The sequence below is a fragment of the Clostridium sp. genome (assembly GCF_016650035.1).
In the GTDB taxonomy this organism is placed as follows: domain Bacteria; phylum Bacillota; class Clostridia; order Clostridiales; family Clostridiaceae; genus Clostridium_AD.
In genome coordinates this window covers 19,525-33,180 of record NZ_JAENWM010000040.1, presented here as the reverse complement: position 1 = coordinate 33,180, position 13,656 = coordinate 19,525, and the positions used below count along the sequence as shown (strand labels likewise).

17 protein-coding genes are annotated in these 13,656 nt (G+C 29.0%); 2 read left to right on the top strand and 15 right to left on the bottom strand.

The features are described from left to right. Both JJD95_RS11010 and JJD95_RS11005 read right to left on the bottom strand, forming a co-directional pair. The coding region (locus JJD95_RS11010) for a recombinase family protein (RefSeq protein ID WP_291643068.1) at nt 1–112 on the bottom strand (112 nt) is incomplete at its 3' end. 215 nt (nt 113–327) lie between these two features. Then, nucleotides 328–744: a MarR family transcriptional regulator gene (locus tag JJD95_RS11005; protein WP_291643066.1), complete on the bottom strand. Its 417-nt coding sequence runs from the start codon at nt 742–744 to the stop codon at nt 328–330. Between the two features lie 118 nt (nt 745–862). Between JJD95_RS11005 and JJD95_RS11000 the strand changes: the two genes are divergently transcribed. Then, complete coding sequence (locus JJD95_RS11000) at nt 863–1,525, top strand: hypothetical protein (RefSeq protein ID WP_291643065.1); 663 nt, start codon at nt 863–865, stop codon at nt 1,523–1,525. Between the two features lie 15 nt (nt 1,526–1,540). Here the strand turns inward: JJD95_RS11000 and JJD95_RS10995 are convergent, their stop codons facing one another. Continuing rightward, the gene (locus JJD95_RS10995; RefSeq protein WP_291643064.1) at nt 1,541–1,846 is read right to left on the bottom strand and encodes a nucleotidyltransferase family protein; all 306 of its coding nucleotides are present in this window, start codon (nt 1,844–1,846) and stop codon (nt 1,541–1,543) included. 1 nt (nt 1,847) lies between these two features. Further along, a complete protein-coding gene (locus JJD95_RS10990) occupies nt 1,848–2,249 on the bottom strand; it encodes a nucleotidyltransferase substrate binding protein (protein ID WP_291643063.1) in 402 nt (133 codons plus the stop codon). Between the two features lie 230 nt (nt 2,250–2,479). Here JJD95_RS10990 and JJD95_RS10985 point away from each other — a divergent pair, with 230 nt between their 5' ends. Beyond that, nucleotides 2,480–3,856: a Na+/H+ antiporter NhaC family protein gene (locus JJD95_RS10985; RefSeq protein ID WP_291643062.1), complete on the top strand. Its 1,377-nt coding sequence runs from the start codon at nt 2,480–2,482 to the stop codon at nt 3,854–3,856. 19 nt (nt 3,857–3,875) lie between these two features. Here JJD95_RS10985 and JJD95_RS10980 read toward each other — a convergent pair whose 3' ends face one another. The 11 genes from JJD95_RS10980 to JJD95_RS10930 all read right to left on the bottom strand — a co-directional run bounded on the left by JJD95_RS10980 (nt 3,876) and on the right by JJD95_RS10930 (nt 13,461). After that, nucleotides 3,876–5,078, bottom strand: coding sequence for an NAD(P)/FAD-dependent oxidoreductase (locus tag JJD95_RS10980; RefSeq protein ID WP_291643061.1), 1,203 nt, complete (start codon nt 5,076–5,078; stop codon nt 3,876–3,878). A gap of 234 nt (nt 5,079–5,312) precedes the next feature. Continuing rightward, complete coding sequence (locus JJD95_RS10975) at nt 5,313–6,158, bottom strand: hypothetical protein (RefSeq protein ID WP_291643060.1); 846 nt, start codon at nt 6,156–6,158, stop codon at nt 5,313–5,315. 38 nt (nt 6,159–6,196) lie between these two features. Beyond that, the gene (locus JJD95_RS10970) at nt 6,197–7,300 is read right to left on the bottom strand and encodes a hypothetical protein (protein ID WP_291643059.1); all 1,104 of its coding nucleotides are present in this window, start codon (nt 7,298–7,300) and stop codon (nt 6,197–6,199) included. Between the two features lie 146 nt (nt 7,301–7,446). After that, complete coding sequence (locus tag JJD95_RS10965; protein ID WP_291643058.1) at nt 7,447–8,301, bottom strand: nucleotide-binding protein; 855 nt, start codon at nt 8,299–8,301, stop codon at nt 7,447–7,449. Continuing rightward, nucleotides 8,276–9,544, bottom strand: a complete 1,269-nt coding sequence (locus JJD95_RS10960) for a hypothetical protein (RefSeq protein ID WP_291643057.1) — start codon at nt 9,542–9,544, stop codon at nt 8,276–8,278. Before JJD95_RS10960 ends, JJD95_RS10965 begins: the two co-directional genes overlap by 26 nt. A gap of 224 nt (nt 9,545–9,768) precedes the next feature. Beyond that, entirely contained in the window at nt 9,769–10,131 is a 363-nt protein-coding gene (locus JJD95_RS10955; RefSeq protein WP_291643056.1) for a hypothetical protein, read from the bottom strand. Between the two features lie 21 nt (nt 10,132–10,152). Beyond that, nucleotides 10,153–10,569: a hypothetical protein gene (locus JJD95_RS10950; protein ID WP_291643055.1), complete on the bottom strand. Its 417-nt coding sequence runs from the start codon at nt 10,567–10,569 to the stop codon at nt 10,153–10,155. A gap of 166 nt (nt 10,570–10,735) precedes the next feature. Beyond that, the gene (locus tag JJD95_RS10945) at nt 10,736–12,352 is read right to left on the bottom strand and encodes a recombinase family protein (RefSeq protein ID WP_291643054.1); all 1,617 of its coding nucleotides are present in this window, start codon (nt 12,350–12,352) and stop codon (nt 10,736–10,738) included. After that, nucleotides 12,334–12,459 (bottom strand): hypothetical protein, encoded by a 126-nt coding sequence (locus tag JJD95_RS10940; protein ID WP_291643053.1) that lies wholly within the window; start codon nt 12,457–12,459, stop codon nt 12,334–12,336. The genes JJD95_RS10945 and JJD95_RS10940 overlap by 19 nt, the downstream gene beginning before the upstream one ends. 76 nt (nt 12,460–12,535) lie before the next feature. Next, nucleotides 12,536–12,931 carry a hypothetical protein gene (locus JJD95_RS10935; RefSeq protein WP_291643052.1) on the bottom strand — a complete coding sequence of 132 codons (396 nt, stop codon included), beginning with the start codon at nt 12,929–12,931 and terminating at the stop codon, nt 12,536–12,538. 152 nt (nt 12,932–13,083) lie between these two features. Beyond that, nucleotides 13,084–13,461 (bottom strand): hypothetical protein, encoded by a 378-nt coding sequence (locus tag JJD95_RS10930; RefSeq protein ID WP_291643051.1) that lies wholly within the window; start codon nt 13,459–13,461, stop codon nt 13,084–13,086. Nucleotides 13,462–13,656 lie beyond the last annotated feature (195 nt).

The following is a 13,656-nucleotide window of genomic DNA, read 5'->3' as shown; positions in this document are numbered from 1 at the left end:
GTTTATCAGTATATATATATTTATCCTCTATGCCTAACTTCTTAATTTCATCTAACTGTCTATCCAAATTTTGGTCTTTTGAACTTACTCTTAAATATGCTACAGTTTTAATAGTATCAATCCTTCCTTTAATATCCTTTTGATACTTTAATTGTATAATTTACGTTCCATATAGTCAACACACTTTAGAAACGTTCCAAAGATATAATTCTAACTTATTGATACTATTCAAACTGTTGGTATAAGGTAATGACAATACTGTTCCATTAAGTATACTTTTGCTATACACTATCGGACAAGAAATGTTAATATATGACAGACTGTAATTTACCAATAAAGACCGATGTGATTATTTTTTGCTTTCATAACCAGAGAAAGATTTATTGGAAGTATTGCGCTCAATAATGCCAGCATATTAATCTCTATGGTCGATATGTATTTAATAAAATATTTAGTAATCATAGCCTTTTCCATTTCAATCACACTACTGGCAGCCTCTGTAAGGGTTATTAATACTATTCTTCTATCCTCTACACTTCTAATTCTATCTACCATAAGCTTCTTTTCTAATCTGGATATAACCACTGTAGCAGTGTTTAATGGTGCTATTATATACTCTGCTATCTCCGTCTTATTGGCCTTCTTCTTTCTATACAATAATAATAATGTTAATATTTCATTTTTAGAAAAATCTAAGAATATATCACTCCACTGTTCTGGAAAAAACAAAATCGCACTATACAAACCACACGTACTTTATTATAATCGAAAAAGAGGTGAATTATGGTGGATTACAGATAAATGTTTTCCGAGATTCAGCAAGGAAATTACTCTTAAAGAGAAAATCCTAAAAGAAAAACATATGAGTAAGTTTTTAAATGACCTATTCTCTCACTTAAAGAAGTGTCCTGAAAACGAATATGACCGCGTAAAGTGGAGAAATACTTTATGGTCTACTCTAAAATATTTTGGACATGATGTTGGTTTTACTGAGGATGAAATTAATGGCGACTTCTCGAAGCAACTTCCAATAATAACCCATAAGTTTATAAATAACGTTAAAGAATTCGATAACACTATAAACTTAGATAAAATGGTACAAGACTTCGGAAATGTTTGGATTATGAATATACTTCAAGTTCTTTTTATCATCAAGGTGGAATATACCCCTTCTTTTTTTACATATAGCATGCTTTACCCCTATACTGATAATTATTTAGACAACCCTTTGATATCCTTAAAAAATAAAAAATCAATTAATGAGAGGTTTAAATTAAGACTAGAAGGCGAAAAAACGAAAGATTTTTTAAAGAAAAATTTAGTTTCTCTAATTTTTGAAGCAATTTCACAAAACTATAATTTATACAGTAAACAATACATTAAAGATATGGAGAAATACTCTCCATTTAGAACGTCATATACAAGAAATGTTTTTAAAAAGATAAAGAATAACTATACAAGCTTTAAAAGTATCCATGGCTACTCCATAGATGATGTAATATTAATAGTAACTGATGTAAAATAAATGAAAAGGAGAGATTTATTTTCTTTCGAATATAATCTCTCCTTCATCATCTATATGTTTTTTAAGGTTATCATTTGATATATTTTCATAATGATGTATATCAAAAATATAAGGTAAAGGGAAAATTTCATTTAAATAATCATCCAGTTTAAAAATATCCTCTCTTGTTACCTGTTTACCAAAAATAGCAATATCAACATCTGATCCCTTTTTATAATTTCCCATAGCTCTACTTCCAAATATAACCACTTTTTCTATAGTTTCAAATTTTGATATAGCCTCATTAATATACTGAATATCTCTATTTAATAATCCAAACATATTATAGTTCCCCTGATAATCTATCATGCATCTTTTTAAGTTCTGGAAAGTACAGTTCAACTATTTCTTTTGCCATTTTACTCGCTAACCCTTCATCATAAGTGTGTGTAGTTAGATTTCTGTTTGCTAATGCATCTATCCATACATGACCATTATCTATTATCCCAATCTGAAAAGCTTGCTTAATTGCTTCCCTAGGGCTCTTTACAATATATCCTTCAACTTCTAAATAATCTTTTAATACCTTCCATGCTAACTCAAAGGTCATTTCAAAAAATTGAATTATACCCGCTTTTTCTAATTCTGAAGTTATTTCTTGCTTTGAATATTTCTCCATTAACTTATATGATTTATTGAAATTCTCAAATCTTTGTTTCCATCTAATATCTTTTAAGTTATCCATAAATACACCTCTTATTGTATAGTATATATTAATTATATCCTATTTGTACAAGTTTAATCTATAAGAAGTCTTGAAATAAATAACTATTAATCTTTTTTGATTTATTGTACCACCATTGGATGGATTTTAGCAGGATGTCTTAGAATCCATGTTACAATGACCTAAGGTAATGTTATAATATTAAATATAATGGAGATATAAATATTGGTTTATATGAAAGGTTGTTTATTATGGACATAATTATAGGCATGATTATTACATTTTGTGTGTTGATTTTTGCTATTTTCAAAGGAATATTTGTAGGATTCCCACTTCTCCTTGTTTTTTTTATTTTTGCTTATATTTCATTAAGACGAGGCTTCTTATTAAACGATGTTATTAAAATGTCCATTGATGGAGGCAAAAAATCTTTTATTGTCTTAAATATATTTGTTTTGATAGGGAGCATTACTGGTATATGGATGGCTTCAGGAACGGTTCCAGCGATAATATATTATGGAATAACATATATGAACCCTAATTTCTTTATTCTATATACCTTCATAATTAGTTGTGCCGTATCTTTTATACTTGGTACATCTTTAGGAACTGTCAGTACTGTGGGGGTAGCACTCATTTTAATGGCTAAAAGTGGCAATGTAAATGTAAATATTGCCGCAGGTGCTATTATTGCTGGTTCCTATTTCGGAGACAGATGTTCTCCAATGTCTTCTAGCGCAAACTTAATTGCAAATTTAACCAAAACAAATCTTTACACAAATATATTCAATATGTTTAAGACATCAATAATACCATTTATTTTATCTGTAGTTATTTATCTTATTATTTCACTTAAGCAGCCATTAAACCTAATACAAAATAATATAGATACTGAACTAATAACTATATTTCAAATTAACTGGATTATTCTATTACCATCAATAACCATTCTAGTTTTTTCATTGTTTAGAATAAATGTTAAGATATCTATGTTTATTAGCATAGTTATCGCCTCAATCATTGCTATAATATTTCAGCAAAATACACCTATAGAAGTACTGAAATTTATTCTTCTCGGCTTCCGACTAGATGACGCTAGCTCACTTAAAAACATCCTCAAAGGTGGCGGAATTATCTCCATGTGGAAACCAGCTTTAGTTGTTTTTATATCCTGCGCTCTGGCTGGCATATTTAGTGGAACAAATATGTTGAAAAAAGTTGAAGATATTTTGATGAAGGCAAAAACACGCTATGCCTTATTTATTTATACAACTATTACCAGCATTATCACTGCAGCCTTTGGTTGTAATCAGTCTATTTCCATCGTTTTAACACACCATCTTATGAGTAAAAGCTATGAAGACAAAAACATTGATAAATATAAGTTATCTATTGACTTAGAAAATACAGCCATATTACTTTCTGCACTTATTCCATGGAATATAGCAGCTTTTGTTCCTACTACCACAATGGAAGTAAGTAGTATAGGTTTTGTACCTTACGCCTTTTATCTATATCTTGTTCCAATAGTTAGCATGTTAACCCTTAAGTTTTCAGAAATAAAACACAGAAAACTCTTTATAGCTAATCATGAAAACAATAATACAATAAAAACCGACTTACCTTAAATAGCTAAGTCGGTTTCTCTTAATTGCTTCCCGCTAAATACCCTGTAGAAAACGCCATCTGAAGATTATATCCACCTGTTTCAGCATCAATATCTATAACTTCTCCTGCAAAATAAAGATTCTTTATAAGCTTTGATTCCATGGTGGAAGCATTTATTTCTTTGACTTTAACTCCACCTGAAGTTACTTGAGCTGCTTTAATTGATAATGTTTCTCTAGCTGTTAGCTTCATTTCCTTCATATAATCAATTATTTTATTCTCATCCGCCTTCTTTAAATCATTAACCTTAACGTCAGTTAAGCCTAACATATTAAATATTTCCTTTAAGAAGTTTTGTGGAAGAGTTCCTTTTAAATTATTAAGTACAGTCTTATTTGGATTTATTCTCATGATTTCTGATATCTCAGACTTAGACGTGTCTCTTAAAAAGTCTAAAGTAACTTGTACTTCCCCCTCTACTAAAGCTTTATTTATATATGATGAAAGCTTTAATACTGCTGGTCCTGATATTCCAAAATGAGTAAATATCATGTCACCAAACTTTTCTATACTCTTCTTTTTAATCTTAACTAAAATTACAACATCCCTCATTGAAACACCTTGTAAACTCTTAACAAACTCTTCCTTTATAACCAAGGGAATTAATGCAGCATATAAGGGCGTTATAGTGTGTCCGTTATTACTTAGTACTTCAAACATAGAACCATCTGAACCTGAATCCGGATAGCTCTTTCCTCCAGTTGTGACAATTACTTTTTCTCCTAAAATTCGTTTTCCCTCGTCAGTTATTACACCCTTAATTATTCCATCTTTAATAATTAACTCTTGGACTTTACTATTATACATAATCTTAACGTTATTTCTTTCTAAATCACTTTTTAATACTTCTATAACTTCATCGGCCTTATCACTTTTAGTATATATCTTTTGGTCAAGCTCCTCTTTATATTCTAATCCATTTTCTCTAAAATACTCTAAAAGTTGAAGATTTGAAAATGTATAAAGAGCACTATAGAGGAATTTTTTATTACTCACTATTTTATCAAAAAATTCCTCTATATCTCTATTATTTGTAATGTTGCATCTGCCTCCACCTGTAAGTTTTAGCTTGGCACCAACTTCTTTATTTCTTTCTATTAATATAACTTCATTATCTTTTGATGCACTAATGGCTGCCATAATTCCAGCAGGACCGCCACCAACAACAATAACTTTTAACATAAATACACCTCATTAAATTTCATTTGTTTGTTTTATTATAATTTATTGTAAACAGTATTTCAAATATTATTTTACATTAATGCATATGAAGATAAAAACAATTTGTTTAGTCAACTAATCATCCAGCATCTTGTTATTTATTTCCTGGGCAACTCTTGAAATAAAGCATCACACTGCTATGAACTATAACAGTGTGATGCTTTAATTCTAAGTGCGTTATTTGTGATTTTGAATCTATTCAGAAAATATTATAGCAGAAGCATCATCGCTTTTTTTAAATCTAGGAAATTTTAATATATCTGCATCTTCTTCTTCAATAAATCTTATAACGTTATAGATTTGCTCTAATCCTTGTTTTTCAACTATTGAAATAATATTATTTTTATCTACATAATTATAATTATCAAAAATTACTGAAAAACCATCTGACATTAATAAAATCTTTTTACACTCCACAAAATCAAAACAACCGCAAAGGGAGTTTTCTACTGCATTTTTATCAAATTCTAATGTCCAGTAGCCATTTGGAGTATTTTTAAGTAACCTATGTTTAACAAGTAATGAATTTATTTCTTGTCTAGCTTCAATATATTTCATCCCTTTATCTACCATCAATTTCGCCATTTCTGTTTTTACTTTACCATCTAGTATATCAAGTAAGTTCTGTTTTATACTTAATGATTTGCCATTATTATTTTGAACTATTAGAGTGCAATCTCCAAGTAAAAAGTATTCTACTTTCTTATTGTTAATTCGTATAACAACTATAGATGCTGATGGTAAATCAGTTCTATCAATATGTTTTAATTTTACAATATGGTAAAACTTATTACTTATACACTCTATCCCCTTAATAATAATTTCTTTAATACCTGTAGAATTATCCGAAATGTTTTCTTTAAGGTAGTTATTCCACTCATTAACAAACCAATATGCATCACTTAAGGAACCTGTAAAATTTTTGTTATTAAGCCCTGTTGCCCCATCTATAACCCAACCATAATTATCCGTTGCATAAACAATATCTTCATTAGTTTTATTCCCTGCAATTGAAATCGAGTCGTGTATTGAGAATTTCATTTCATACAACTCCTTTTTTATACGTTTCATTCTAAAAATTAGTAGATAAGTATATGAATACAGAATGCCAAAACAATACATGTTATACCCATTATAAATATGACTATACTCCTTTTAATGTACCTATTTCCGTTAAGTATTATACCAAAACTACTTAATACTAGCATAATCATACCGCCTAATTCTAATATTAGTAGAAAAGCATCTTGAAAATTTGATTTAATTAAAATTTGAACAGAAGCAATAATAAAACTTATTAATGCCGTAAAAAAGCCTAAAAACTCTAAGTTTTTATTTAAAGAATCTTGTATTTTACCTTGCACTTCCTTTTCTGATTTCACCATCGATTCTCTTATGTCCTTATTAAAGTCCTCCATTTTTTTACGATAATTTTCAAATTCAAGAAAGGACTTATCTGCATAATTTTTAGAAGTTATTTGAATTAAATATCTTTGATATTCTCCTATCCTTATAGAATAATCAGTCCTACTAGAATTTTCTTTATCAATAGCAAATAATATTTCTTGCTTTGCTTTTTTATACTCTCCAGATAATGCAAGTAATCTTCCATATGTGCAATAAAATTTAGCATAATCTGATGTTTCTTTTAAAACATCTTGTAGCAATTGCGTAGCTTGTTCTAACTCTACTAGGTTACTCTTTACCTCAAGTACACCATCTTCAAAAGCTTCAGCAATAATCTCTGTAAAACAATGAATTATACCTACATTATGAGGTACATCCTTTATTGATTTTCTGGACAATACAATAGCTTCCTTTATATCCTCTTCTCTACCACGTTGCATTAAAAACATTGCCTTTAAATAACTATATGTGGGATTTTCATAAAAGACGTATTTATATTGTTCAAGTGTTTCTCCATATTTACTAGTATCTTTTCTTCTTCTATAATATGTACATAGGCAGTAAAAAGCAGTGTAAAAAATATTTGAACTATCTTGATATTCTTTCAAAATTTCAAGTAATTTATCCTCAATAGACTCTGTTTCCAATATTACATATACAATATAAACTTCAAATAATCTTTCTTTTTCATCAGGAAGTCTTTTAAAAAATTCTTGCAAATTTATCATTCTACCTTTATATTCCTGTAGGGCTCGTCCTAAATCAGTATTATTCAAGCTTAACACCTCATTTATAAATTTATCAATTTAAATGTTTTTATTTAAGTAATTTATTATACCATAATTTAATAATAAAAATGCTATAAAAGATCCGCGTTATTTGTGGTACGGTTCACCGTACCCGTTATAACGTAGACCTTTTTCTATATGCCTAAAGAAGCTTTAATTTCTCTAGTTAAGTCATAAAGAACCTCTTCAACACGCTTATTAAACTCTAAATAAACAACACCTTGTATGTCAGAAGGATTTTCTATATTGCCTTTTTTAATAACAGCAAGTTGTTTTCTATCCCATTTAGCCCAAAAGTAGCCCAATTCAAGAATTACATTTTGCCTAGCCCTATAAATTATTTTATTATCCCCTTCGTATTTAAGCACATCATCAGGAGTCATTATTATTACTGCATAGGAACATTCATTAGCACGTTGCTCAAATTTCTCAGGAATAGTTAGCCCACAATTTACTTCATCCATTAATATTACGGCTTCCATATTTAAATCGTCTTTTATAAATTGTTTAACTCTTCTTGCAGTAGCTTCATCACTTCCATGTACTATAAATACCTTTTCTTTTCTATCCACCCTAATATCCTCCTCGCTTGCTTGTTTTGTGTCTTTGATTTTATCTACCATTTCTATAACTTTTGTCTCATGTTGTATTTCACTATTCACAAATATTTCTAAAGGAGATGAAATCCTTTTCTTCTTATCTTCTATAACTATATCGGGATTAACTTTATAGGAAAAGTTAGCAAATCCTATCCTATCCCTCCAATTAAATTCTTCACCGCAATCGTTACATTCAAATAGTGCACCATATAATTTTGTATCAACCGTACAATCACAATTACAATTTGGGCATCTAGTAATTACTTTTAAATATATATACCCGCTTCTACTTAAATATTGAAAAAAGTCTTGTGCTTTTATGTCAGATATTTCTGTATACTCCGCAAATTTTGTATAATCTAAATTATTCAGATGCAATTTCGGTATCATCTTTATCCACTTCAAGAACTTTCGAACTAAGGGCTTGTTCATATTTTGTATATCTACTATATCCATAATCAAAATCCTTCTCACTTAAATTTTTAAAGAAATGAATGTTTAAAAACTCAGAGCTATTAGTATCATAACATGTCCTTAAATCTTGCCCATTACTCAACCATAGCACTTGAAGTACAGAAATCTTTTTCGAATTATCAATAGGGCTTCGTAAAGCCATATATGTTTCAGAATCAAATATAGGGTCTTTACAATTTTCACCTCTTAATCTCGCGCTAACATTGGTACCATCGTTAAATTTTAAATATGTAACAAACCCATCCACACCTTCAATTTCTTCACCTAATTTTTTGGAATAAATTATATCTGAAATTAATAGATGTTCAATTAATTTCACCAAGCTACTTTTTATGTCAAATATATTGTTTTGTGTTTTTTTCATCTCTATAGCTGAAATTTTTAGTGTATCCATCAATTCTTTTGTTGTATTATCTAATATTGTATCTACTTCAACAGGTTTTATAGAAACCATTTTTCTATATATTTGGGAATATAAATCTTCGCACATTCTGTACAAAACTACCTTGTGTGTATAATTAAAGGCATCCACAATAATATCAAATAAAGAAAATACTTTTTCTTTATACTTTCTAAATAAAAAATCTGGTTTATGTCTATCCTGTATTACTTTTGCCTTTGGAGAAACTTTTATCACTACAATTTTATTATCCAAATCTACTTCTACAGCTACATAACTGTGTTCACTTTGCTTAATATCATCTTTATCCAATACTTCAACTTTATATCCAAATAATAATTTTATTTTAGATACAGTTTTATCGTCAAAGCTAGGTACTATTTTAAAAGCAACTAATTCCTTCTTCTCATCATCATTAGAAAAGTATGTTGTCGCTATTTTATTATAATATATCTCATTTATATTATAATTACTTTTCATTATTTCAATTAATTGATTTGAATCTTTTATTATATTATTAAATGAATGTATTTTATAAACATACGTTTCCCTTTGCTTACCATAAGATAACTCATTAAATAGGTAATCATTAAATGTTTGAAAAGATATTTTCCCTGAATTTATTAACTCAGCAATATAATCTTCATATTTTTTTCCAGACTCAATAAATTCTTTATGAAATTGATATTTAAAAAGAAAATTAGATAAAGACCCATTGTTTATATTATTAGTAATTAATGTTGTTAAAATATATGCCATGCTTCATACTCTCCCCCCAAAATCAAAATATGCATATATTTATTATATCATACAAAAATATACATAGTAACATATCATACTACAACGTTAATAAAATACATTCATGCTTTACCGTTAAGTTAAAATAAAAAGAAGAACCATTTATATTCTAATAATAAACAAAATAAAAGAAGGAGCCCCCCTGCTTTGGAGATTCTCCTTCTTTATAAGCTTCCCTCATAACTTTAAATACTAGCTATCGCACCAATTAACTCTTCAAAATCCATCAAATCTTCATATACGCTCAAATCATATTTTCTTGGTACAATGCCTAATTCATTAAAATGTCCTGCGTATTTTATTTGTTTGTTAGCCCTGCATTCTTTTAATTCTACCTTATTATTAACATTAAATAACAAGTAACAAATTAAATTATCACTGTCTTTTACAGCATTTATATCCTTATACACATGCAAGTTATCACAATAACTAAAACCTCTATTTTTATTTTCTCCTAAGTATTGAATTTGCTTATCAACATATTTTTTAATTCTTGGGTTGTAGTGATTGTATAATCTCTCGTCTATAACTTCTTTATAATTTTTCATTTAATATTTCCCCCTTTAATTTTACCAATTATTATTTTTTATAGCATCATCGAACATTTTTATTATTTTTTCCCTTTGTTCATTAGGATTCACCTTTTGGGTTTCTATTATTAACTGAACATCCCTTAATATTTCATCATAATTAACTTCATCATAAAGTTTAATTACCGTATCAGTTAATTGGCTTATATTTTGAACATTTCCAGTAAGTTCACTTTCTCCAGTAAGCTCCTTGGAATCAATTCCCATAGCTACGCAAAAAGCACCTATCATTTTAATTGATATCCTCCCACGAGCTATTGCGGTTCTTATTGCATCTTCTTTAAATTGACCTTCATTAAGAACCTTATCCAGTAATCCTTTACGTTTGGCTTCATTATAGTAGTAATTTATTGCAAGAGATGTTTTTTTATTATCTACAGATTTGTCTCTACCCACAATATAACCCTCTTTCACATTTAATTTTTCGTGTCTAATGTGTCTATACCGTTTATTATATTACGCTCTATGTGTCTATACTTTTGTTTTTATTATATCACACCCTCTAAAAATGTCAAGTTATTTCAAAAATAAATTTTAGACAGTCTAGACACATATTGAATAATCAAATTTTTATTGTAAACAAAATAAAAGAAGAAGAACCCCCATCATTTGGAGATTCTCCTTCTTTATCTTTTATGAAATATTTTTGTACCTTTTCGTCAAAGTGTAGTACTATGCTTTCTATATCCTTTTTACCTTTTATGGTTATCTTATTTATTATTAATTGAAGTAAAGATTTTTTTTCTTCTGGAGCCGTTATTTCAAGTAGCTTTTGAAAATCACTCAATGTACTTCTTACTACCTCATAAGGTATGTTTACTGAATCATTATTTTCTAACTTTATTTGTATTTGTATCCTACGATTAGATTGCACCTCTATATCTGCTGTTATGGTATCCATTCTTTGTGCCAGTGTTGTCTTGTCTATCGTCCCATCTTCATATAGCTCAAAGACTCTATTCTTTCTGTTTTCTAGGTCTTTTAGGCTCTTTGATAGATGCTCCAGTTCCTTTTCCAGTGGTACTATTATGTCCTTTCTTTCTCTGTTTAGGTTTTTTACGATATCCTTTAGTATCCTTTCACTAAATACTACGTCTTTAACTCTTGATAATACATATTCTTCTGCATAGTCGGCTCTTATTCCATTGGAATTGCAAGCGGCAGTACCTTTATTCCTCCAGTTTCCACAGACATAATATCTATTTACATTATACGTACCATCTTTACGCTTCTTTTTAGTCCTACTTGCTACCATTGAATATCCACAAACAGGACATTTCATTAGTCCTGTTAAAATATAGTTACTTACAAATGCCTTTTTAGGTTTACCCCCTTTCATCTTGTATAGCACTTGGACCTTATCCCACAATTCTATTGGAATTACAGCTTCATGTTCTCCATCCGCAATTATTGGTGACTTATTTGTACCCTTTCTTCGCTTTTCTGTCCAATTTTCTCTAACATTATAACGTATCTTACCAATATAAAGAGGATTCATTAGTATATCTTTGACTCCACCTGCACCAAACATATTGCCCCTTTTAGTTTTATATCCTTCATGGTTAATCTGATTAGCAATAGCCTTTAGTCCTTTACCAGAAGCATACATGTCAAATAGCATTTTAACTATAGCTGCTTCCTGTGCAACTATTTCTAGTCTTGTATTATTCTCATTTATTATTACCGACTTATATCCAAGTACAGTTCCACCATTCCATTTTCCCGTTCTTGCTCTCTGCTTCATGCCCATCTTAACATTTTCCACAATAGTTTCTCTCTCAAATTCACCTATTGAAGCCAAGACATTCATCATCAGCTTTCCTGCTGGCGTTGTAGTCTCAAAAGCTTCTGAACAACTTTTAAAGGCTACATCATGCCTTTCTAGCTCTTTAACTATTGTAAGTAAATCATATTGATTCCTGGCTAACCTGTTTGTCTTCCATGTCCAAACTTCATCGAAATTACCTGCCTTAGCATCTTGGAGCATTTGCTGTAGTTGAAGTCTATTGATCATTGATTTTCCACTTATACCTTTATCAGCATATACTGCAACTAGCTCTTTGCCTTCCGCTTCACACTTCTGTCTTATTACATTTTCCTGTCCTGCAATACTATAACCTTCCTCAGCTTGCTCAGCTGTGGATACCCTTAAATAAGCGACTATCCTACGTTTAAGCATTTATCATTAGCCTCCTTACTTTTCTCTCCATCATTATTAATGTACTTTTTAACTATATTAGTAATTAAATCTATCATTATTTCATAGCTTACGCTTTCCTTTTTCATTATAAATTCCCCCAGTATCTTTATCTATTTAATTATATATATTTACATATATTGTTGAATACACCTATGGCTATTGTTACTTTATAAACTCCCAAACATCATCAACAGGACAATTTTCATATAAAATTGTACCTGTATATCCTAAATGTTGTAATTCTAAATAAGATTTTATCCTTAGAGTTCCTTTAATAAATTCTTTTTCTAAACGATTATATAAAGACATTAATTCAATAGTAAAGCCAATCTTCTTTTCTGCAATATTTTCAAAATAATTTCTTCCAGCATCACCAAGTGGAACAATGTTTGTTACAAATCCTTTCAATAATTTATAACTAATATTACAATTTTCTTGAAACCAGTCATAACACGGATTTACACAAATTGCTAATATAATTTCATCAGTCAATGACATTCTACTTATTCCATTGGTGGTATATTCATTAATAACAAACTCGACATCAGACGCAAACATTGTCATTCCCCCATCATTAATTGATTTTGTCTAATAATAGGTTAGAAACTTGCTTTTTATAAGAAAATTAATTTCCATTGGATTCTTAATAAACTCTTATAACAAGCTCCTATTCCTCTTACGTTATACTTTAGGTTTATATTCTTTGAATATTATAAATCAAACTGCATAATATTCACCTCTTGTTTGCGTAGCTTCATACCATCAACATCAATATAGACTAGTGCCGAGCGTGTAGTGTTATCATAAATAATACTACCAATATGTTTAGGTTTTATGCCTATTTCATTAAGCGTTATTCCTGCCTGAGTTTGTATATTTTTTGATATATCGTCACCACCTTCACTATCACCATCAATTTCAATACCCTTAATTAAACACTCGATCTCAACGGTAATCCCCTCTTCAACTATCAAATAACCAATCTTATAATGTTTTTTTAAACATTCTTTCATTGCCATTGCTATTTCAAGTGTTGCCTCACCCTTATTCATTGTTATATTAATCCCTACTAAATATTTTTTGTCCATTTTTATTTCTCCTTTTAACTTTATTATTTTCATTTTATATTAAAATATTTTTTGTTTATATTTATTTCTATCCCTTAACTTTCTATAAGATTATAATAAAAATCCCTTTTCCCCGTTATTTCTTAAATATATATTTATTTTTTGCCATATTCAGATTAATTTATTGTAATAGTTTTTCTATACATACTATTTTAT

What these genes read in the sequence shown, in the direction of transcription:
- JJD95_RS11000 (WP_291643065.1), top strand. Translation starts at nt 863, where the DNA reads ATGAGTAAGTTTTTAAATGACCTATTCTCTCACTTAAAGAAGTGTCCT.
- JJD95_RS10995 (WP_291643064.1), bottom strand. Translation starts at nt 1,846, where the DNA reads ATGTTTGGATTATTAAATAGAGATATTCAGTATATTAATGAGGCTATA.
- JJD95_RS10990 (WP_291643063.1), bottom strand. Translation starts at nt 2,249, where the DNA reads ATGGATAACTTAAAAGATATTAGATGGAAACAAAGATTTGAGAATTTC.
- JJD95_RS10985 (WP_291643062.1), top strand. Translation starts at nt 2,480, where the DNA reads ATGGACATAATTATAGGCATGATTATTACATTTTGTGTGTTGATTTTT.
- JJD95_RS10980 (WP_291643061.1), bottom strand. Translation starts at nt 5,078, where the DNA reads ATGTTAAAAGTTATTGTTGTTGGTGGCGGTCCTGCTGGAATTATGGCA.
- JJD95_RS10975 (WP_291643060.1), bottom strand. Translation starts at nt 6,158, where the DNA reads ATGAAATTCTCAATACACGACTCGATTTCAATTGCAGGGAATAAAACT.
- JJD95_RS10965 (WP_291643058.1), bottom strand. Translation starts at nt 8,301, where the DNA reads ATGATACCGAAATTGCATCTGAATAATTTAGATTATACAAAATTTGCG.
- JJD95_RS10960 (WP_291643057.1), bottom strand. Translation starts at nt 9,544, where the DNA reads ATGGCATATATTTTAACAACATTAATTACTAATAATATAAACAATGGG.
- JJD95_RS10955 (WP_291643056.1), bottom strand. Translation starts at nt 10,131, where the DNA reads ATGAAAAATTATAAAGAAGTTATAGACGAGAGATTATACAATCACTAC.
- JJD95_RS10945 (WP_291643054.1), bottom strand. Translation starts at nt 12,352, where the DNA reads ATGCTTAAACGTAGGATAGTCGCTTATTTAAGGGTATCCACAGCTGAG.
- JJD95_RS10940 (WP_291643053.1), bottom strand. Translation starts at nt 12,459, where the DNA reads ATGAAAAAGGAAAGCGTAAGCTATGAAATAATGATAGATTTAATTACT.
- JJD95_RS10935 (WP_291643052.1), bottom strand. Translation starts at nt 12,931, where the DNA reads ATGTTTGCGTCTGATGTCGAGTTTGTTATTAATGAATATACCACCAAT.
- JJD95_RS10930 (WP_291643051.1), bottom strand. Translation starts at nt 13,461, where the DNA reads ATGGACAAAAAATATTTAGTAGGGATTAATATAACAATGAATAAGGGT.